Annotated in this window: 21 protein-coding genes; 6 read left to right on the top strand and 15 right to left on the bottom strand. The window is 65.7% G+C overall.

Annotated elements, in window-relative coordinates:
* Positions 1-265 (bottom strand): acyl-CoA dehydrogenase family protein (locus tag AC1DQR_RS28175; protein WP_477134188.1); only part of this gene is annotated, 265 nt, incomplete at its 3' end.
* Between the two features lie 77 nt (positions 266-342).
* Positions 343-2,064 carry an AMP-binding protein gene (locus AC1DQR_RS28180; protein ID WP_477134189.1) on the bottom strand — a complete coding sequence of 574 codons (1,722 nt, stop codon included), beginning with the start codon at positions 2,062-2,064 and terminating at the stop codon, positions 343-345.
* A gap of 311 nt (positions 2,065-2,375) precedes the next feature.
* Here AC1DQR_RS28180 and AC1DQR_RS28185 point away from each other — a divergent pair, with 311 nt between their 5' ends.
* The 3 genes from AC1DQR_RS28185 to AC1DQR_RS28195 all read left to right on the top strand — a co-directional run bounded on the left by AC1DQR_RS28185 (position 2,376) and on the right by AC1DQR_RS28195 (position 4,237).
* Complete coding sequence (locus AC1DQR_RS28185) at positions 2,376-3,077, top strand: TetR/AcrR family transcriptional regulator (RefSeq protein ID WP_416052149.1); 702 nt, start codon at positions 2,376-2,378, stop codon at positions 3,075-3,077.
* 310 nt (positions 3,078-3,387) lie between these two features.
* Positions 3,388-3,540, top strand: a complete 153-nt coding sequence (locus AC1DQR_RS28190; protein WP_174424669.1) for a hypothetical protein — start codon at positions 3,388-3,390, stop codon at positions 3,538-3,540.
* A gap of 175 nt (positions 3,541-3,715) precedes the next feature.
* Positions 3,716-4,237 (top strand): hypothetical protein, encoded by a 522-nt coding sequence (locus AC1DQR_RS28195; RefSeq protein WP_416052150.1) that lies wholly within the window; start codon positions 3,716-3,718, stop codon positions 4,235-4,237.
* A 133-nt stretch (positions 4,238-4,370) separates the two neighbouring features.
* On the opposite strand, the gene AC1DQR_RS28200 is transcribed toward AC1DQR_RS28195, so the two are convergent.
* The 5 genes from AC1DQR_RS28200 to AC1DQR_RS28220 form a co-directional block, all read right to left on the bottom strand.
* Positions 4,371-5,423, bottom strand: coding sequence for a phytoene/squalene synthase family protein (locus tag AC1DQR_RS28200; protein WP_416052151.1), 1,053 nt, complete (start codon positions 5,421-5,423; stop codon positions 4,371-4,373).
* A 563-nt stretch (positions 5,424-5,986) separates the two neighbouring features.
* On the bottom strand, positions 5,987-7,351 hold the full coding sequence (locus tag AC1DQR_RS28205) for a TAXI family TRAP transporter solute-binding subunit (RefSeq protein WP_416052152.1): 1,365 nt from the start codon (positions 7,349-7,351) through the stop codon (positions 5,987-5,989).
* 83 nt (positions 7,352-7,434) lie between these two features.
* On the bottom strand, positions 7,435-7,686 hold the full coding sequence (locus AC1DQR_RS28210; protein ID WP_416052153.1) for a hypothetical protein: 252 nt from the start codon (positions 7,684-7,686) through the stop codon (positions 7,435-7,437).
* 62 nt (positions 7,687-7,748) lie between these two features.
* Entirely contained in the window at positions 7,749-8,501 is a 753-nt protein-coding gene (locus AC1DQR_RS28215; RefSeq protein WP_416052154.1) for a hypothetical protein, read from the bottom strand.
* Between the two features lie 25 nt (positions 8,502-8,526).
* On the bottom strand, positions 8,527-8,802 hold the full coding sequence (locus AC1DQR_RS28220; protein ID WP_416052155.1) for a hypothetical protein: 276 nt from the start codon (positions 8,800-8,802) through the stop codon (positions 8,527-8,529).
* A gap of 313 nt (positions 8,803-9,115) precedes the next feature.
* Between AC1DQR_RS28220 and AC1DQR_RS28225 the strand changes: the two genes are divergently transcribed.
* The gene (locus AC1DQR_RS28225) at positions 9,116-9,883 is read left to right on the top strand and encodes a Crp/Fnr family transcriptional regulator (RefSeq protein ID WP_477134190.1); all 768 of its coding nucleotides are present in this window, start codon (positions 9,116-9,118) and stop codon (positions 9,881-9,883) included.
* A 16-nt stretch (positions 9,884-9,899) separates the two neighbouring features.
* Here AC1DQR_RS28225 and AC1DQR_RS28230 read toward each other — a convergent pair whose 3' ends face one another.
* The 5 genes from AC1DQR_RS28230 to AC1DQR_RS28250 all read right to left on the bottom strand — a co-directional run bounded on the left by AC1DQR_RS28230 (position 9,900) and on the right by AC1DQR_RS28250 (position 15,258).
* Positions 9,900-10,778: an NAD(P)-dependent oxidoreductase gene (locus tag AC1DQR_RS28230; protein ID WP_416052157.1), complete on the bottom strand. Its 879-nt coding sequence runs from the start codon at positions 10,776-10,778 to the stop codon at positions 9,900-9,902.
* Between the two features lie 308 nt (positions 10,779-11,086).
* Positions 11,087-11,554 carry a ferritin-like domain-containing protein gene (locus AC1DQR_RS28235; protein WP_416052158.1) on the bottom strand — a complete coding sequence of 156 codons (468 nt, stop codon included), beginning with the start codon at positions 11,552-11,554 and terminating at the stop codon, positions 11,087-11,089.
* Positions 11,555-11,588: 34 nt separating this feature from the next.
* The gene (locus AC1DQR_RS28240; RefSeq protein ID WP_416052159.1) at positions 11,589-12,665 is read right to left on the bottom strand and encodes a methyltransferase; all 1,077 of its coding nucleotides are present in this window, start codon (positions 12,663-12,665) and stop codon (positions 11,589-11,591) included.
* 187 nt (positions 12,666-12,852) lie between these two features.
* Positions 12,853-14,325: an MFS transporter gene (locus AC1DQR_RS28245; RefSeq protein ID WP_477134191.1), complete on the bottom strand. Its 1,473-nt coding sequence runs from the start codon at positions 14,323-14,325 to the stop codon at positions 12,853-12,855.
* A gap of 24 nt (positions 14,326-14,349) precedes the next feature.
* The gene (locus AC1DQR_RS28250) at positions 14,350-15,258 is read right to left on the bottom strand and encodes an alpha/beta fold hydrolase (RefSeq protein ID WP_416052161.1); all 909 of its coding nucleotides are present in this window, start codon (positions 15,256-15,258) and stop codon (positions 14,350-14,352) included.
* Between the two features lie 93 nt (positions 15,259-15,351).
* On the opposite strand from AC1DQR_RS28250, the gene AC1DQR_RS28255 reads away from it, so the two are divergent.
* The gene (locus AC1DQR_RS28255; RefSeq protein WP_416052162.1) at positions 15,352-15,672 is read left to right on the top strand and encodes a hypothetical protein; all 321 of its coding nucleotides are present in this window, start codon (positions 15,352-15,354) and stop codon (positions 15,670-15,672) included.
* Between the two features lie 236 nt (positions 15,673-15,908).
* Here the strand turns inward: AC1DQR_RS28255 and AC1DQR_RS28260 are convergent, their stop codons facing one another.
* From AC1DQR_RS28260 to AC1DQR_RS28270, 3 genes are all read right to left on the bottom strand, one after another.
* On the bottom strand, positions 15,909-16,874 hold the full coding sequence (locus tag AC1DQR_RS28260; protein WP_477134192.1) for a threo-3-hydroxy-L-aspartate ammonia-lyase: 966 nt from the start codon (positions 16,872-16,874) through the stop codon (positions 15,909-15,911).
* A 686-nt stretch (positions 16,875-17,560) separates the two neighbouring features.
* Positions 17,561-18,220, bottom strand: coding sequence for a hypothetical protein (locus AC1DQR_RS28265; RefSeq protein WP_416052164.1), 660 nt, complete (start codon positions 18,218-18,220; stop codon positions 17,561-17,563).
* A gap of 224 nt (positions 18,221-18,444) precedes the next feature.
* Positions 18,445-18,609, bottom strand: coding sequence for a hypothetical protein (locus tag AC1DQR_RS28270; RefSeq protein WP_253931542.1), 165 nt, complete (start codon positions 18,607-18,609; stop codon positions 18,445-18,447).
* Positions 18,610-18,849: 240 nt separating this feature from the next.
* Between AC1DQR_RS28270 and AC1DQR_RS28275 the strand changes: the two genes are divergently transcribed.
* Positions 18,850-20,271 carry an MFS transporter gene (locus AC1DQR_RS28275; protein WP_416052165.1) on the top strand — a complete coding sequence of 474 codons (1,422 nt, stop codon included), beginning with the start codon at positions 18,850-18,852 and terminating at the stop codon, positions 20,269-20,271.
* Positions 20,272-20,341: the final 70 nt, after the last annotated feature.

Below are 20,341 nucleotides of genomic sequence, written 5' to 3' on the forward strand. Positions count from 1 at the left end.
CCGATGCCGAGGCGCGGCTGATTTCTTCCATGGCGATCATGTGGGCCAGGTAGCCCATATTGGCGCCGCCGTATTCCTCCGCCACCGTGATGCCGAGCACGCCGAGGTCGCCCATCTTCTTCCAGGCGTCCATCGGGAACTGGTCGGTGCGGTCGATCTCTGCCGCGCGCGGCGCCAGTTCGGCCTGCGCCCAGTTGCGCACGGTTTCGCGCAACATGTCGATGTCTTCGCCGAGGTGGAAATTGAGGCCGGGGAGTTCGTTCATGGTTGAGTGCTCGTTATCTAGTGGAATACGGCCGCGGCAGACGGCGGCCCGATGTCAGATGGGATTCGGTTGGGTCGTCACGTGGTCTTGTCGCCAAGCCCCAGTTCCAGCGTCATGCGCTCGCGCATCACGAACTTCTGCACCTTGCCGGTAATGGTCATGGGCATTTCGTCGACAAAGCGGATGTAGCGCGGAATCTTGTAGTGCGCGATCTGGTCGCGGCAGAAGGCGCGGATATCGTCCTCGGTGGCCGTATCGCCCGGCTTGAGCACGATCCACGCGCAGACTTCCTCGCCGTACTTGGGGTCGGGCACGCCAAACACCTGCACGGCCTGCACCTTCGGGTGGCGGAACAGGAATTCCTCGATTTCGCGGGGGTAGACGTTCTCGCCGCCGCGGATCAGCATGTCCTTCACGCGGCCGACGATGTTGCAGTAACCCTCGGCGTCGATGGTGGCGAGGTCGCCCGTGTGCATCCAGCCATCGCGGATCGCCTCGCGGGTGCGAGGCTCGTCATCCCAATAGCCTTGCATCACCGAGTAGCCGCGCGTGCACAGCTCGCCCTTTTCGCCAACGGGCACGATCTCGCCGGTGCCGTCCACCAGCTTGACCTCAAGATGCGGCTGGATCAGCCCCACGGTGGTCACGCGCTTGTCGAGCGGATCGGTGGTGGAACTCTGGAAGGAAACCGGGCTGGTCTCGGTCATGCCGTAGGCGATCGTCACCTCCGCCATGTGCATCTGCGAGATCACGCGTTTCATCGTCTCGATGGGGCAGGGCGAGCCCGCCATGATCCCGGTGCGCAGCGTGGAGAAGTCGTACTTGGCAAAATCCGGATGATCCAGCTGGGCGATAAACATGGTCGGCACGCCGTGCAAGGCCGTGCAGCGCTCCTCGCTGACCGCCGCCATGGTTGCCGCCGGCTCGAACGCCTCACCGGGGAACACCATGCAGGCGCCGGTGGATACGCAGGCCAGCACGGCCAGCACCATGCCGAAGCAGTGATAGAACGGCACCGGGATGCACAGCTTGTCCTGCTCGGAGAAGCGCATCGCCATGGCGATGAAGCGTGCGTTATTGACGATGTTCCGGTGCGTCAGCGTGGCGCCCTTGGGCGCGCCGGTGGTGCCGCTGGTGAACTGGATATTGATCGGGTCGTAGCGGTCCAGTTGCGCGGTGACCGCGTCCAGCTCGCCGGTGAGGGCATGCGTGCCATGGGCGAGCAGCGCATCATAGTTCAGCATGCCCGGCGTGCGCTCGCCGCCCATGCGGATCACCCAGCGCAGCGCGGGCAAGCGCGCTGCTTGCAGCGCGCCCGGCTCGCAGCTTTTCAATTCCGGCGCTAGCGTCTGCAGCATTTCCAGGTAGCGCGACGTCTTGAACGACTCCGCCGCCACGATCGCCTTGCAGCCCACCTTGTTCAGCGCATATTCCAGCTCCGCCAGGCGGTAAGCTGGATTGATGTTCACCAGCACCAGCCCAAGGCGCGCGGTGGCGAACTGCGTCACCAGCCACTCCACCCGGTTCGGCGACCAGATGCCGATGCGGTCCCCGCGCTCCAGGCCCAGCAGGCGCAAGCCCCCGGCCATGGCGTCCACCACCTGTGCAAATTCCCGCCAGCTCCAGCGGATGCCCTGCTCGCGAAACACCACCGCCTCGCGATCCGGGAAACGCGCTACGGTTTCCGCTAGCAGCGCCGGCACCGTCAGCTCGGACAAGGGAATGTCGGTACTGCCCCTGACATGGGAGAGCCCGCCAATGGGCAAGATCGTTGGGCTAGCCGCACCCTGCATCGTCATAGTCGTCTCCAAAGCGCTTTCGCAATATTGTCCGTATCCCGGTTTCTTGAGGCTTATTCAACTTTGTTGAGTTTGGCTCAAGTCGGGGAGTGCGCATATATTCTGGCCTTTGTCCCGTCCTATGTTGCATCGGGGCAGTGGCGTTGACTGGAAAAGTACACGCAGACCCGAAAAATTGCAACCATGAGTTGAGTAAAGATCAATTACAATCCCGTGACGGGGGCGTGCAGCGCCCCAAGGCGTGCCCGGGCATCCGTTTTTGCTGCGCCGCACTATAATCGCCGGCTTCCGGCAAGCGAGGTAACACGTCGATGGACGACATCATGGTGCGGCGCCGCGTCCCCGCGAGCGCCAAGGCGGAGCAACGCATCCGCGACATCCTGCGCGTGGCCCGCGAAGTCTTTGCCGAGATGGGCTACGAGCGCACCACCACCACCGAGATCGCCCAGCGCCTGGGCATCTCCGAAGCCACGGTGTTCACCTATTTCCACGGCAAGCGCGAGCTTTGCGTGCGGGTGATCGAAGACTGGTACGACGAGATCATCGCGGCGGTGGAAGAAGGCATGCCGCGCGGCCAGAGCACCAAGGCGCAGCTCGAGTTCTTCGTGCGCACGCATCTTCGGCTGTTCCTGATCCAGGGCACCGGGCTATGCGCGCTGGTGCTCTCCGAAGGCCGCGCCAGGGGGCCGGGGCTGGGCGAGGTGTTCGTGCCGCTGCAACGGCGCTACACCGCGCCGCTGATGGATATGCTGGCGCGCGCGCGGGAGAGCGGGGAGATCCGGGCTGACCTGCCGTTGAGCTTGCTGCGCTCGGCGATCTTCGGGCCGATGGAACACATTCTCTGGGACGCAATCGCCAGGCAGCGGCCGGTGGATATCGAGCGGACCGCCAAGGATATCGTGGCGCTGCTTTGGCCGGCACTATTGCCGCCGGACCTGGAGGTAGCGGCGCTGCGCGAGTTTTATGGGGAAGTGGGGGCGGCGTTGCGGCGAGTGGACGGGCGCACGGAATAGGGCGCGCTGAGTAGGGAACGCGAAGCAGAGCGCTCCGGTAATCGTTCGGGCGGCGCCAACCTCGGTGTGTGGCGCCGCCCAACAGCGCTAGCGGCGTGGCTTCCTTCCGAAGCACATTCGGGCGCTTTTCCACCGTGCTGGCACGGGCATGGGAAATGCGTAATGGGGAAACGGCGGGTGAAACGGCGGGTGAAACAACAGTTGAAACGGCGGGTGCATCTGCGCCGCCTTTGCGACTGGCGCCCCGGTTTTCCCCGTGAGTCGACGCATTGTGTCGGCCTCCGCTACTTCTCTGAGGGAAGGGTTTGCCATGCAAAAGCTGTCCATTCTGGCAATTTGCCTGCTTGTTCTCCTGGTCTGCATGACCGCGTTCATCTGCCTGTCAGGCGCATTCACGCTGCGCGATACCGAGTACGGAAGCGGCACGGCGGCGTTCTGCTATATCGAGGGGTACGTTTGTTGAGGCCAGCTTTGCCACTGTCCCACTGTCGGCCGGGTTGGTGGAAACCAGTGGAATAATCCCGCTGCCTGAAGCGTTTACCGTAAGGGCAGCGTGCGCGGCGTGTGCGCGTGCTTGAATTATGCTGGAAGGGTTCCTGGCTCGAGAACACCACCCGCGCCAACAATGGAGAATGGTCATGCAATATCGCTTAGCCAGATGGATGGGGGCTACCGCCGCTGCGCTCGCGCTGTGTGCCTGCGCGTTCCTGCAGCCGGTCGAGACCGCGCAGAAAATGATCGGCGGCCCGCAGAGCGCCGTGCGCGACACCTTTGGCAAGCCCACGGAGACCTACCAGCTCGCCGGCGGCACCAGCCGCTGGATCTACTCAAAGCAGCCGCTCGGGTTCGAAGTCTACGCGGCGGATTTCGACGCTAGCGGAAACCTCACCAGTTTCCGCCAGATGCTGACCGAAAAGGAGATCTATGAGGCGCGCCCGGGTACCTGGACCAAGCAGGACGTGGCCCAGCGCTTCGGCCTGCCACGCGAGCCGGTCCAGTACTACCCGCTGATGAAGCGTGAGGCATGGTCGTACCGGCTCTACATCGGCGCTTACCAGCCGGCCCACTTCAGCGCCTACTTTGACGATCGCGGGGTGCTGGACCGCACCATGATCATTGTCGATCCGCTTGGGGGCGACGACCACTCCAGCAGCAAGTGATTGCCGCCTTGGCAACCCGTTGTGCAGTGCCTGGCCCAGGCACGATCGCGTCCATGGGCCGTTGCGCGGCGGGTGCAAAGGCGCGCGATGGCCTAGGGGTTCGCTCCGGAGACGCGGGAGGCAGCCTTTGCCATTAACGTTCCAGCCGCGCCTCGATCCCCCCGATCAACCGCTCAATCCAGATCCGCAGCAAGCCATTGGACGGCGCCATCAACGCCGAATACCCCACAATCCGATACACCTCGCTCCGCCGTATCTTGGGCACCTTCGCCGGATCCAGCCAATCGTCATTGCTGGCAAGCAGAAGCAGCGTCTCCAGCCCGATAAGGACTGGCCACAAACACGCGAGGCGCAATCGAGCAGAGAACGCAGGAATGGCAAACGTGTAATCCACCGCCTCACGGAAATGACCCAGCGTCGTGCGGATCAGCGCGAACAGAAGTGGTTTCGCACGCGCCGAATTGCCTGGCAACAGCAAGTCTTGCGGCGTCAGTCCATACTGGCCCAGCATCGTCTCGGGCAGGTAGCAACGCCCGATCCGCAGGTCCTTGGCGCAGTCCCGCAGCACATTGGTCATCTGCAGCGCCTTGCCAAAGCGAACGCCTCGCAGCAGCATCGCCTCGGAGTCTGCCTTGAGCGTCCCGGGCATATGGGCGTAGGTCATCTTGGTCCAGAACTCTCCCACGCATCCCGCGACCAGGTAGGTGTACCGGTCCAGCTCTTCCCATTCGCGCAGCACGCCAATCTGCCCTGAGCTTTCGTCGGGGAACGTGCGCAGATCAAATTCCATGCCGGAAGCCAGGGTCGACACGATCTCGCGAACCGCCGTCCGATCGGCCGCGCTCAGCTGGGACAGCAACGCCAGCGCCGGGCCGAGCGATTCGAGCAGAAGCTTCTCGGCCGATAGCGCTTGTTGCCCGGCGACCTCTGCCGCCAGCCGCCGCATGAGCGTGCCATCGTCCGTGGCGCCGTTGACCTGGTCACGCAGCGACAGCAGCAGTTCCAGCCGTTGCTGCGGTGGAATCAGCGAGGTGTCCGCGATGGTGTCCGCGGCGCGCGCCAGCAGATAAGCCAGGCCGATCGGATCGCGCATCCCGGCGGGCAGCACCCGCAGGGTGAGATAGAAAGAGCGTGAAACGCCTTTGAGCAGCGGGCCAAGAAGGAAGGCCCGGGTAGGGTTAGGCATGGATGGGGTCGGGTCGTGATTGACAAGTCGGCGCTGCCGGATTGTATCCGCATCCGGCGCGATGACCGCGTGCCCGACCGCCTGACCCTGGCCTTGCACGGCGCAAGGCGCGCGCCTGCGCGTTCGCCGCGAAATCATCCGAGCGCCACGGTGCCGGGTTCATCGTCAAGCATGGCCTTGGCGATTTCGGCGGGGGGGGCGACGCGAACGTAAGCGGTGCGGCCGCAACCGGCGGGAGATAGGAAAGGCCGGCTAGCGCCGCGCAGGCAGTGCAGGCAGTGGATAGGGCATTGCGCCATGCGGCAAGGAAAGCCGTCGCATGTCGTGCCGCCAACGCGGTAGCCAGGTCACCGAACCGCTTTGTCTTTCCCGCCATGAGAATCCTTGAATGGTCTCAGGCGTCGATTCTATTTTGTTTTCCGCGGTTCGGTGTCTTGGCTTGGTATGGTCGAGCGCACAGATCGCACTACCAGGGCAGGCTCAGGGAGGCGCCATCCCGCGCTCATGGGCTGCCACCATGAGTGAACCTGGTTGCGCCGGGGAAGTAGCGCCGCTGCGCCAGCTCAGAGCGCGCCCGTCAGCCTGCGCCGCACAAAGACGATATGCTCGCGCAGCACATAGAACTGGTCGGCATAGGCGAGCGGCATCTTCATCTTGTTGACCGCGTCTTCGATGTGGTCAAGGCGCTGGGCCAGGGCGGCCTTTTCTTCCTCGGAGGGGTTCACCAGTGCCACGCGCTCGATTTCGATCAGGATGCCGTACCAGCGATAGATGCGGGACTTGACCCGCCACCTGTAGAGCGAAGGCACCAGCCGGAAGGCCGGAATCAGGATCACGATCACCGGCACAAGCACCAGCGCACGGGAGAGCAGGCTCGCCAGCCAGAAGGGCAGGTGGCGGTACAGGAAGCCCTTGCCCGAGGCGTAATAGCGCGTGGCGTCGTCGCTCAGCGGGAACTCATGCGCAGTGGCCGAGGGAAACTGCCCGGCGCTCTGCAGCAGCCCGGCCTTGCCGTGGACCTCGCGCGCGGCCTCGATCAGCAGGTCGGACAGCGCGGGATGCAGCGAGTCGCGCGCCACCAGCTCCACCGTCGGGCCGATCAGGCGGATGGGATGCGCCGGGAGATTCTTGCCCAGGTCGAATACGCCGGCGGGCAACACCAGCTCCTGCAGATAGAGAAAGCGCCGCGTATAAGCACTGGCCTGCGCGAAATCCAGCACGCGGATGCCCGGCATGCGAAACAGCTTGCGCATGACCGGGCCGGTGGCGGAATCGCCGGTCAGCATGGCCACGTCGATCTTGCCGTCGACCAGCGCCTGGGCGGCGTCGTCGCCATCGAACGCGATAAGCTCGGCGCTGCCGCCCGGCTCGATGCCGTTCGCCTTGAGCAGTGTCAGCGCCAGCGCGCGGGCACCGCTGCCTTCGCGTCCGATGGCGATGCGCGACTTGCGGAAGTCGGACAATTTGTGCTGCTCCTTGCCACGGTACAGCACCGTGATGGGCGCGTAGAACACGCTGCCCAGCGAGACCAGCCCCTCGGTGTCCACATCGCTGGAGACGCCACCCTGGACCAGCGCCAGGTCAACGTCCTGCTTGCGATCGGCCAGCCGCTGCACGTTCTGGCGGGAACCTTCGGAGGCCAGCACATTCAGCGTGATGCCATTGCGTGCGAGGACCTTTGCGTACTTCTCGGCGGCGTTGTAGAAGGAACTGCCCTTGGGGCCCGCGCTGATGGAGATGGTGCTCGGCGGCGCCGGCTGCACCAGCCATACGGCGAGCCAGATGGCTGCCAGGGCAAGGGCCAGCACGGGGCCGAAGGACACGGCCAGGTCGCGCCAGGAAATGGCGACAAAGCGGGCGCGCAGGCGGTGGATATCAGGGAGCGCGTTGGCGGTAGTGGGCTTGTCTGGTGCGGGGTCCGGCGGCATCGGCGCGATTGGGGGAGGCTAGGGCCGTTGGATGATAGCACCCGCGCTGTGCCGCATTTTTGCGCGCGTGCTATCCGGCAACGTCATTGCGTCCAACCGCCTCTTGGCGAATAGTCGTGCTCCCGGTTGTCGCCGGTGCGCTCCGTGCCATACGGCTGTCCGCGATCGCCGGAGCGATGATCGTTGTTCCATTCGTTGCCCGGATGGCGGTCATGCCGGTCTTCACCGCGATAGCCGCCATCGCCACCGGTGCGGCCTTCGCCGCCGGGTACCCACAAGCACCCCGTTTGGGTGAGCGCGAGCGCAGCAGCGCAAATCATAAGACGAGTTCGCATGACATGCTCCTATCACTACCACGCCGCAGGCGTAATGCGCGGCAGTGGTCATCTGCAATGCTTCATGCCCACTGGAAACCTGGCATGACGTCACTGTGTTCCTCAACGCTCACGCCGCCCAGTTCATGGATCATGCGTTTGACGGAATCCTTCGCGTCCCCGGCGCAGCTTGCGACCAGTAGCATTTCGCCTTGCGCGAGCTGCGCGCGTTCCCGGGCAACCTTGCCGCGCAGGATGCGTGCGCCAAGCTGGCCCGCGAGCCAGGCGCCGCACAAGCCGCCGAGCGCCCCGCTCGCCACGCAAGCCAGGACGCTGGCAAAGGTGCCCGCCGAGGTGCCGAGATGCAGCGTCGCGGCAACGGCCAATATGGCGCCGATCACGGTGCCCGCTATCGCCCATTCCTGGCGATACGTTGTTTGCTTGGACGCGGCCCGGGGCAACCCTTCCATGGGCTGGTCGTCGCGCTGGATGAACCAGGGCCCGCCGATATGGACAGGGGCAACAGGTAGCGCATGCAACGAAGATTGCATGCTTGTCGCGGCAGCGATGCCGCTAAGCCGGAAATACAGGACGCTGCGCATGATGTCACCTCGAGATCCGTCGCGTTGCAATGGCCACATGGCGAAGGCCCGCAATGTGGCGCCGCGACAGGCTGACAATGACATGGATCGGCTGCGAAGTCGGTACGATGGCGGACACGGAATCTGGCGCAGCGCACCATGCAAAAAAAATGCCCTCGGCCCGAAGGCCGAGGGCATGAAAGGAATGACGTTCAGCGTTGGCTTGCGTTTGCCGCCATCGCCGGTCGGCCGCACGACCCCTGCCCGGTCGCAGCCGCGTCTACTGCCTGGCAGTTCCCTGCTCTTCTGTGACTTGCGATACCCGTTCCCCATTGCCCAGGATCATCAGCGCGCTGTCATCCATTTCCGGCGACGGTTCCACCAACTCAAGCACCGGAATCTCCGGAAACAACACCACGACCAACTCCCTGACGAGCTTGTGCGACTCGAATGGCCCGAACCGGTAGACGGCTTTCCTGTCGATTTCCGCGAAGTACCATCCACCAATCATGTCGGGATAGACGATCACACTGTGACCATTAGCTTGGGCTTGCATGTGCCCTCCAAAACGTTTCCCCTGCCAAGTGGATCGAGCGCCACTAGTTGCCGTATGCCCCAAGGGGAGGGAGAGGCATGCCTTGGCTGCGATGCGGCCCTGCCACCCTATGGCATCTGGCCGATCGACATCTGGGGGCATCTTAGGCGGGGGGCTGCGGCAAGTCGGTACGCTAGCGTGCAAGTCGGGTTCTCTTTTGATGGCGCCGGGCAGGTGGCGAGCGCTCGCCCGCCAGTGTCTGGCGGCTTCGACAAGCGCTTCATGCGGCTGGTTTACACTGTGGCCCAGATGGCGGTCCTGACCCTGATTTGCCATGGCAGATGCCGGCAAGAGGCAGGTCCTGAACCTACGAGGCACACCCAAGCAGACACAGGAATACGCCAGAGCCAACCATCTGTTGGCGGTGTTGCCGGAAGAAGAATGGGCGCGCCTGGCGCCGCAGCTGGTGCTGGTGGATTTGCCGCTGGGGCAGGTAATCTATGAGTCTGGCGACCGGCTCAATCATGTGTATTTTCCAACCACGTCGATCATATCTTTGCTCTACGTGATGGAAAATGGCGCATCGGCCGAGATCGCCATCGTTGGCAACGAGGGCATGGTCGGGATTGCGCTGTTCATGGGGGGCGAGACCACGCCAAGCCGTGCCATCGTCCAGAGCGCCGGCACGGCCTATCGGCTTGACAGCGCCACGGTGAAGGCGGAATTCAATCGCGCTGGCCCCATGCAGCGGCTGCTGCTGCGCTATACGCAAGCGCTGATCACGCAAATGGCGCAGACGGCCGTGTGCAACCGGCATCACTCCATCGAACAGCAGCTGTGCCGCTGGCTGCTGCTCAGCATGGACCGCTTGCCAACCAACAAATTGAAGATGACGCAGGAGCTGATCGCCAACATGCTTGGCGTGCGGCGTTCAGGCGTGACGGAGGCAGCGCTGAAACTGCAGAATGCCGGCCTGATTCGCTATCACCACGGGCATATCGAAGTGCTCGACCGGCCGGGGCTGGAGCAGCGCGTGTGCGAGTGCTATGCCGTGGTCAAGCGCGAGTGCGATCGCCTGCTGCCCGACCTGCGGGCGATCTGAGCGAGGATCAGGCCGTCTAGCCTGCCTCGTCCGCCAGGATCGAAATCAGCTCCGGCACCGTCGGCTGCGGCCGGGCGGTGTGGCTGGCGCGCTCGTAGGTATCCCGCACCGCCTGCGCCGTGGCCCGCGCGGCGCCCAGCTCCTGCGCCATCGTGGTGTAGTAGCCCATGTCCTTGAGCGCGTTGGCAATCGAGAAGCGGAAGCCGGAATTGTCCTGCGACTCGATGTAGGGGCGCATGCGGTTGAGGATCACGCCGTCTGCGCCGCCCTTGGCCAGCACTTCCACCAGCACGCCCGGATCTACGTCCGAGCGCTCAGCGCAGGCGGCGGCCTCGGCCAGCACGGCGGAGAAGCCCAGTGAGACAAAGTTGTGCAGCAGCTTGAGCCGGTGGCCCGAGCCGGCGGGCCCGGCGTGCACGATGTTCTCCGCGAAGCACGACAGCAGTGGCCGGCATTGCTCGAACAAGGCGCGGTCGCCGCCGACGATCAGGTTGAGGCGGCCTTCCTCGGCTTCTTTGGGCGTGCGCGTCATGGGCGCGTCAAGGAAGCGTGCGCCGGCCTTGGCCACCGCTGCGGCAATGCGCTCCGTGGACGAGGGAATGGCGGTGGAGCAGTCGATCACCACGGCGCCCTGGCGCAGGCCGGCAAGCACGCCGTCCGGGCGGAACAGCACGTCCTCCACCTCCGGGGTGCCCGTGACGCACAGGATCACGATATCGACCGCGCGCGCTAGCTCGGCCGGGGTGGCGGCTGTGGTGGCGCCTGCGGCCACCAGGTCGTCCACCGGCTGGTTGCCGGGATGGTCGAGCAGCACCAGCGGGTGGCCGTGCTTGACGATGTTGGTGGCGATGCCATGGCCCATCATGCCGATGCCGATCATGCCGATTGTTTTCATGTCGTCTCCGTTCTTGTGTTTTCTGCCAGGCGCTGCCGGCTCCGATTTAATTGATTCCAGGTAATCCCCGATCCCGTATTTTGGGCTCTCGGAGCCAACGCCGGGCTTCTTCTCGCGGCCAAACGGCGCCACCGCGGTGGAGATGATGCCTGCATTCAGGCGATGATGGCGCAATCCAGCGCATCGGTCACGCGCCAGGAGCGGGCGTGGCTGCCGGTATGGCAGTGCGCGGCCAGGCCGAACGGCGTGTTGTTTGCCATGGCGACGGCGTGGGGAATACGCGGCCCGGCGGCCGCGCGGATGGCGCGTCAGGCTTTTGGCTGCGGCGCGAAGGCTGCGGCCTGCCCCGGCTTGCGCAGCATCTTGTCGACCTCGCCGGCATGCAGCTCCTCGATCTGGATCATCTGGCGCGCGAACTCCTCCAGTGCCACGGAGCGATCCTCCACCAGCGTCAGCAGCTCGCGATACAGCTTGAGGGCAGCGTTTTCCGCGTCCAGCGACTCTCGCAGCATGGCAGCGATATCGAAGGTGTGGCTGTCGAGCAGCTTGCCGATGGCCAGCGACGGATACGCGCCCAGCGTGGTAATCCATTCCCCCGCCTGCTGGGCATGCAGCAGCGATTCGTTGGCCTGCTCGCGCAGCCAGGAAACGATCGGGATGCGGCCGAAGCCAAACACAAGCAGCGAGTAATGGGTATAGCGGACCACCCCTGCAAGCTCGGCTTCGAGGATCCGGTTCAGCACGCTGACCACTTTTTCTTTTTCCATTTCAGCCATGGCATGTTCCCTCCGACGGGTTGGCGTTGCTACGTCATTGGCGGGTCGCAATCATCATGGAGTCAGGCCCGGTGAGCGGTTCCACCCGCGCTTGCGCAAAGCCTACTTGCCTGGCCCAGGCGCAGCACTGCGCCCCGGTGTAATCGAAGCCGCCCGGGGTTTCGATCAGCATGTTCAGGCTCATCAGCAAGCCAAACACATTCTGTTTGCGCGCGTCGTCGATCATCGCGTCATAGACGATCAGGCGGCCGCCGGCGGGCAGCGCGGCGTGGCATTTTTCCAGCAGGTATAGCTTCTGCTCGAGATCCCAGTCGTGCAGGATATGTCCCATGACAAGCACGTCTGCCTGCGGGCAGGGGTCGTTGAAGAAGTCGCCGGGATAAAAGCGCAGCCGATCCTGCAGGCCATGCGAGGCGACATATTCCTCGAAGACCGGGCCAACCGCGGGCAGGTCGAAGCCGCCGCCGCGCAGGTGCGGGTGGGCCAGCGCTATCTGTACCGGCAGGGCCCCTTGCGCCGTGCCGATATCGATAAACGTCTGGCACTGCGCCCAAGGGAATTTGCGCGCCATCGCCTGGGCGGCGGCCAGGCTGACGCCGGTCATGGCTTGCAGGAAGCCGCGCAGGCCTTGTTCGTCCCGATAGATCGCGGCGAAGAGGTCGCCATGCTCGTCGGCCTGGGTTTGCGGCAGGCCGGAGCGCAGCGAATCGGTCAGCGACGCCCAACTGGGGTACAGGCGCGCATTGGCCATCTCCAGCAGGCCGCCTACGTAGCTGGGCTTGGCCTTGTCCAGGAAGAGGTCCGTGTCGGGCGTGTTGCTGTACCGGCCGGGCGCCTCGGTGTCTTCGCGCTCGAGCAGGTGCAGGGCCACCAGCGCATCGAGGAAATCCAACGCGCCGCGTGGATGCAGGCCAAGGGCGGCGGCCAGGGGGCCGGCCGGCTGCGGCGCCTTCGCCAGTTGCGTGAATACGCCAAGCTCCACCGCGCTGAGCAGGGTCTTGGAGGCCCAGAAGCCCATCCCGAGCTGCAACACCCGCTCCGGTGTCAGGTCCGGCACTTGCCACGGGCTGGCGGGCGTGGGGCCGCGGGCGACGTCTTTTCCGTTCTGCATAAGTCACCTCGTCGCCGCCGCCGGCGCATACCCGGATACCCGGGCGCCGGGGCGTAGGGAAGGATGCTGGTAACTCTAGATGCCGGAAGAGGCGAAATCCAGCCGATTCTGGCGCGGCAGCCTTGGCGCCCCCATCCTGCCGGGGGACGCCACCGAATGCCCCTTCGGCCTGCGGGACTTGCAGGGTCTACAGGGCCGCGGCCAGCCGCCGCCCGCGACAAAGATGGGTGACAAGCAGCGCAAGGCCGAGCAGGCATCCCAGGCACCAGGCAAAGGCGCTGCCGTAGCCATGCGCCGTGCCGGCGCTTTCCAGCCGCGCATAGAACAGGTTCCCGACCAGCGCCACGCCAACCGAATTGCCCACCTGCTGCACCGTGGCCAGCACACCGGCGGCCACGCCGGCATGGTGTTGCGCCGTTCCCGCCAGCACGGCGGAGGCCAGCGGCGCCATCACCATGCCGATGCCCGCGCCCTCTACCACCAGCAGGATCAGCGTCACGGTCATCAAGCCGGTGCCTTGCGCCTGCCATGGCAGCAGCGTGTTCGCCAGTTGCAGCCAGTGGCCCGCCGCCAGCAGCATGGCGCCATAGGCGATGGACGAGCGCCCCAGGCGGGCGGCGATGCGCGGCGCGGCCAGTGAGGTGGCGAAGAAGCCCAGCGCCAGCATCGTGAACGCGCCGCCGCCTTGCAGCGGGCTCAGGCCAAGGCCGTCTTGCRGGTAGAGCGCCAGCACGAAGTAGAACGAGGCATTACCAGCGTAGAAGGCTACCGTCACGGCCAGGCCGCGCGCAAAGCCTGGCGCGGCGAACAGCGCCGGGCTCACCAGCGGCTGCCCGCCGCGCGCATGCAGCCAGCGCTGATGCCAGGCGAACATGGCGAGCAACACGGGCGCCATGGCCAGCGTAAGCAGGGCGGCGGGCGGCCAGCCTTGCTGCCTGCCTTCCACCAGTGGCCACACCAGCGCACCGAGTGCCGCTGCCAACAGCGCCATGCCAGGCACGTCCGGCTTGCTGCCGCTGGTGGGCGGCGACGCGCGCAACACGCGTGGCGCCAGCAGCAGCGCAATGATTGCCACGGGCACGTTGATCAGGAAGCAAGTGCGCCAGCCCAGCCCGCCCAGGTCGGCACGGATCAGCGCGCCGCCCACCAGTTGGCCGAGCAGCGCTGCCAGGCCTAGCGTGAGACCGTACGCGGCGAAGGCCCGCGCCCGCGCGGGGCCGGTGTAGGTGAGCGAGAGCATGGCCAGCACCTGCGGCTGGAGCAGCGCGCCCGCCAGGCCCTGCGCCACGCGTGCCGCGACCAGAACGGGCGCGGACGGGGCAAGCCCGCAAGCGGCGGAGGCGAGCGCGAACAGCAACAGGCCCAGCATGAACATGTGGCGCCGCCCGAGCATGTCGCCCAGCCGCCCGCCGGTGATCAGCCCGGTGGCATTGGCCAGGCCATAGCCCGCCACCACGAACTGCAGCGCGCCGGCGCTGGCGTGCAATTCGTGCTGGATGGCCGGCAGCGCCACATTCACGATAAAGAAATCCATCACCACCATGAAGGTGCCGCTTAGCATCACCAACAGGGCCAGGCGGTCCATGGGGGTCGGGGACGATGCGGCGGTGTGGTGCGGGACGGGCGCGCTCTCGGCGCGGTTCAGGCTCGAGGAGGTCATGGCTGGAGTCCTTGGCAAGGGGCGTTAGCCGAGTTCGCGCACGAACGCCAGGATGTCCGCGCCCAGCCGCTGCGCATGCGTGAACGGCAGGCCGTGCGGCGCGCCAGCGTAGACGGCGAGGCGGGCGTCGGGCAGCAGGGCCGCCGTGCGCTCGGCGGTCAGCGCAAGCGGGCAGGAGGCATCGTTGTCGCCGTGGACCAGCAGGGCGGGCACCTTGATGGCCGGCAGTTCCGCGCGGAAATCCGCATGGGTGCTGGCGTGGTTGCAGCCCAGCAGCGCCTGCAGCGAAGTCTGCAGCGCCATGGCGCGCACCCACTCAAGCCGCGGCGCCGAGCACAGGCCGCCGCCGAATGGCGCGAGATTGTTCTCCACCCAGAGCGGGAAGTCGTCCGCCAGCTCGGCCGCCGCTTGTGCCAGCAGCGTGGGATCGATGCCGTCCGGGTTGTCCTCGCTGCGCGGTACGCACGGCGTGGTGCAGCCCACCAGCACGATGCCGGCGACGCGGCCCGCGCCGTGGCGCGACAGGTAGCGCACGATTTCTCCCGCAGCCATCGAATGGCCGACCAGCGTCACGCGCCGCAGGCCGAGCGCGTCGATGACGTCCGCGAGATCGTCGGCCAGCGTATCGAAGTCATAGCCATGCCCCGGATCGCTGGAGCGGCCATGCCCCCGGCGGTCGTAGGCGATGCAGCGCACGCCTGCAGCATGCAGCGCCTGCATCTGCCCGCCCCAGACGTCCGATGGCAGCGCCCAACTGGCCGCGAACAGCACCACGTCCGCCGCTGGATTGCCGTCGTGCCAGTCGCGCACGAACAGCGACACGCCGTCACGGGTCAGCACATGGCCGGGCGGTGTGGAATGGAGCCGAGCGGGGTTTGATGCGCCGGGATGGCGCAGGGACGGGGCGGAATGTGAAAGGGCGGCGGCAGGCATGAGACAGCTCCGGTGGCGGTTACCTGGCGAGTCCAGGCAAGCTCAGTGTGGGAGCTGGGGGGCTGCGCGCCAATTACGCGAGAGGTAATCAAGGTGCCGATGACGACCGCGGCAGGGGCCAGGAGGATCACGGTGCCGGCCATGACCGGTGCGCCGGTCGCGCCGGTCCTGGACGCCGGCGAGCGGGAGAACGGGCGAAAGCTACCGCCTGCGATGGCTCCGCAGTACCCGCGGCGTCCCGCTCCGAATCGCTTCCTCGAGCAAATCAGCGAGGGCCCGCGTCCGGCGTTCCGCGATCTGCTGCACCGTGGCCAGAGCGCCAGGGATCCCCGTATCCGTGAGCGCACCGGCGCCCAACTCCTTCACGGTTTCGCCGCGGCGGGCCGGATCGATCTGTGGTTTCGCGTCATCTAGCATGGGATTCGAGGCCTGCGGTTGCTGTTTCAGGCCGGATTGTGCACCCATCTTGCGTGGGGACGATCCCCCCTTGTTGGGGTAATCGTGAAGGACTATTGACGGCGGAAAAGCGCCCGTGCCGACGCCCGGCGATCCACCATCGGGATGATGCGGACGAGCGCCATAGGCCATTGCGGCGAGGACGTTTCGCGCAGGGCCCGGTGTTTCGGGTGTACACGCGCGAATCACGCAACTCAGCCTGCAAGAAGCGCCGCGAAACGATCGATGTCCACGTTCCCGCCGCTAACGATGATGCCCACGCGCTTGCCCATCAGTTCGGCCTTCATGCCGCGTGCGGCGGCGAGGCCCAGGCAGCCGGTTGGCTCCACGACCAGCTTCATGCGTGACGCAAAGAAGCGCATGCCATCGACCAGCTCGTCGTCACTGGCGGTAAGGATATCGTCGACATCACGGCGAATGATCTCGAATGTGTGACGGCCTAGGTGCTGTGCCTGCGCGCCGTCGGCGATGGTCTTCGGCGTATCGATATGCACGATCGCGCCGGAGCGCAACGATTGCTGGCCATCGTTGCCGGTGGCGGGCTCTACGCCGTAGATCTTGCACCGCGGCGCCAGTGCGCGCGCGGACAGTGCCGAGCCGGCGAGCAGGCCGCCGCCGCCCAGGCAGACGAAGAGGGCATCGAGCTCGCCCGTTTCCTCGAACAATTCCTTGGCGGCGGTTCCCTGGCCGGCAATCACGTCCGGCTGGTCATAGGACCCGATCAGCGTCAGGCCCTGTTCCTCCGCCAGCTTGTGGCAGATTGCCTCGCGGTCGTCGGTGTACCGATCATAGAGCACCACCTTGCCCCCGTAGCCCTTGGTTGCCGCCATCTTGGCAGCCGGTGCATCGTGCGGCATGAGGATCGTCGACGGTATCCCCAGCAATGCCGCCGACAGTGCGATGCCCTGCGCGTGGTTGCCGCCGGAGAAGGCGAGAGCGCCCCGGCGGCGCTGCGCGGCATCGAAGCGCGCCAGCGCATTGAATGCACCACGAAACTTGAAGGCGCCAGTGCGCTGGAGGTTCTCGCACTTGAAGAATAAAGCGGCACCCAGTTCCTTGTCGGCGGTCTGGGAGCGCATCACGGGAGTCCGGTGGGCAAAGCCTTCAATCCGGCGCGCGGCCGCTAACACATCATCGAAGGTTGGAAGATTCAGCATCATCGTTAGGTCTTGTTAGATTGAAGGCGTTGTCAGGGTCGATGGATTCTGGGGCCCCTGAGCATCGATAGCGCGCCGCTGGGCAGGCGTGCCATCGTCATGACCTGCGGCGCCATGTCGTCAGATTGCAACTGGTGCGAAAGTCTCAATCAAACCGTGGGCCGCTTTCCCTTTCCTGTCCCTGCTCGAGCAGCTCTTGCTGCTTGCAGGTACTCAGAGGTGCGATCAATCTGTACATATTATCTATATCTGGATAATTTGTAAATTCATGGCCAAAAGACGTGAACATCCCCCGGTCCTGACCAAAGGCCGGTGAGCCTCTGAGTCCGGCCGCCCCGCGCGCGTATGCAACCAGCGCCTTCAAGTCGCGCCACCGGGGCAAAGCAGCGCCCGTCATTGGCGGCGAACGGGCGCTTCCCAGGCCTTCTCGGAGGTTCACGGCTCAACGAATCGCGAAAGCAAGGCCAAAAAAAATGCCCACCGGGTAAATGGAGGGCATGAAGAAGTGACATTGGGCGAGACGCTTTTCCCGCCCGCACGCAGTGTCTCACCGTGGGCGCTGGGCATCTGCCCCAATAGCGTGGGGATTGTGCTCCATTACTCACTTGACTTGGATCAACACTAGAAGCTAGGAGATGTGATCTCGGCTCCCTGCGGGGCAGTGGCCCGGGATGGCGGCAGCGGCTTGCTTACTGCTCGCGCGGCACAAACCGCCAGCCGCCGGCTTCGAGCGCAAAGGCAAAGCCGGTGATGCGCTGGTCGGGCTTGCCGCCGGTGGAGATCACGGCAGAGCAGCGTACGTTGCCGCTATCGTGGCTCAGCCGGCACTCGTCGAGCTGCTTGACCGTCAGCGATGTGGCCATTTCGGTCAGTTCCGCGACTGCCTCCGCATCCGTCTGGGTCTTCAATTGCCCACGGGCAAATTCGCGCATCGAGGCGGCGGCTTGCCCGGCGTCCGGGCCACTGATGGCTGGTTCTTCACGCCGCACCAGCACCCACGGCTCTGGGTTGCCGCCGAAGGCCAGTGCGCGGTAGCCGTCGCGGCGGCCGGCCTTGACCCCGACGATGCAGACGATCTCGCCGCCGCTGGCGGGCAGGCAACCCTTGACCGTATGCGCTTTGATGGAAGCCATGATCCCCGCCACAAGCGGCGAGCGCGCACGCTCGGCCGCGGCCGGGTCAGTCTGCTCCAGTTGCTTCAGGCGCTCGGCTTCCGATTGCTGGATGGCGGCGGTGACCTGGTCGGGCGTGGGCGCGGGCGGGACCTCGGCGGCGATGACGCTGGCGCTGGCGGACGCCAGGCAGACAGAGAGGAGTGCAGCTCGGGTAGCGAGGCGGGAAATGCGCATGGATAGGGAGCAATGGCCGGATAAGAAGGGTGGCCAGTTTAGCACCCGGGCAGGCAGCCATGAGCAGCAAGGGCCTCTTTGTCGGGGCGCCCGTTTTCCGTTTTGCGTTCCGGTGATCACGCCCGGCGCCCGGCGCCCGGTGCCGGTCACCGGCATGAAACAGCCCGCCAATCGGCGGGCTGGGCGGCCAGGTCAGGCCTTGCGGGGTCCAAGCGCCAAGCGCCTTAGCTGGCTTTCTCTTTCTTCTGGTGATGGACGATCCGGTCCCACCAGTAATGGAAGGGATGGGCGTGTTCCGGATAGAGCACCGACTTGTGGAAAAAGCCTGCGCGGATGACGAAGGCATAGAGCAAGACGACTGCCCCGAGGAAGAGCATATAGGCGATCATGGCGGTTCCCTTTTATGGTGGCCATGATTCATTGTAGGCGTCGTGCGCCTGGCGTGCCGGGCGCTGGCGGCTACGTGTTCCTGGCCTCTAGCGCGGCTAGCCGCATCGCCGGCCAGGTCGTGCAGATCCATGACGGGAACATACGGAAACATCGTGAACGGCTGAGCTGACGCCGCAAGCGCCTCTCAGCGCTGACCGCAGCGCATGCTTGCCAATCGCCGCACCGGGACGGAACCCGCCATGCCACGCATTCAGAGCGATATCCCCGCCCGCCTGGACCGCCTGCCGTGGTCGCGCTGGCACTGGCGGGTGGTAGTCGCGCTAGGGGTGGCGTGGGTGCTCGACGGGCTCGAGGTGACGCTGGTGGGATCGCTGGGTGGCGTGCTGGAGCGCCCGGACGGCCTGGGCCTCAATGCGGCGCAGGTAGGGTGGCTAGGGTCGCTGTACATCGCTGGCGCGGTAGCGGGCGCGCTGGTGTTCGGCCGCCTTGCGGACCGCCTTGGCCGCAAGGCCTTGTTCCTGGTGACGCTGGCGGTGTACATGGCGGCGACATTGGCCACCGCTTTTTCCACGGGTTTCGTCTTCTTCGCGGTGTGCCGCTTCCTGACGGGCCTTGGCATCGGGGGCGAGTACGCGGCGATCAACTCGGCCATCGATGAACTGATCCCGGCGCGCGTGCGCGGGCGCGTCAGCCTGGCCATCAACGGCAGCTTCTGGTTCGGCGCTGCGCTTGGCGCGGGCCTGAGCCTGGTGCTGCTGGATCCGCGCGTGCTGGGCCCGGCGCTGGGCTGGCGCGTGGCGTTCCTGCTCGGCGCAGTGCTGGCGCTAGCCATCTTGCTGGTGCGCCGGGACGTGCCGGAGAGCCCGCGCTGGCTGCTGACGCACGGGCGTGGCGAGCAAGCCGGGCGCATCGTCGCCGCCATCGAGGCGCAGGTGGTGGCCCAGTACGGCGCGTTGCCGCCGGCCACTGGCACGATACTGCTTTCCAGGCGCGCGGCGCCTACGCTTGGCGAGGTCGCGCATGTGCTGTTCAAGCGCTACCGGCTGCGCAGCGCGGTCGCCCTGGCGCTGATGGTCTCGCAAGCGTTCTTCTATAACGCGATCTTCTTTACCTATGCGCTGGTGCTCACGCGCTTTCACGGCGTGCCCGATAACCGCGTGGGGTTGTATATCTTTCCCTTTGCGCTGGGCAATGTGCTGGGGCCGCTGCTGCTGGGGCCACTGTTCGACCACATCGGGCGCCGCCGCATGATCGGTTTTACTTATGTGCTCTCTGGCGTGGGACTGGCCATGACCGGGTGGGCCTTCGAGCAGGGCTGGCTTGACGCGCGCAGCCAGGCGCTGTGCTGGTCCGCGGTGTTTTTCCTGGCCTCCGCGGCGGCCAGTTCCGCTTACCTGACGGTGAGCGAGGTCTTTCCCATCGAGACGCGCGCCCTCGCCATCTCCGTGTTCTACGCCGTGGGGACGGGCACCGGGGGCTTTATCGGGCCGTTGCTGTTCGGCGCGCTGATCGAGAGCGGCAGCCGCGCCGCGGTGGCTGTTGGCTATGGCATTGGCGCGGCGCTGGTGATCGTCGCGGGCTTGTTTGCCCTGCGCTATGCGGTCAATGCGGAACGGCGCCCGCTGGAAGAGATTGCGCCGCCGCTGTCCTCGCGCGATTAGCCCGCCTTGCGTGCCACACCTGCGCCGCCACAGCCTGGCCGTAGGCGTTGCCGCAAGCGCCGCTGCGGGC

This window comes from Cupriavidus sp. 05L411 (genome assembly GCF_056398045.1).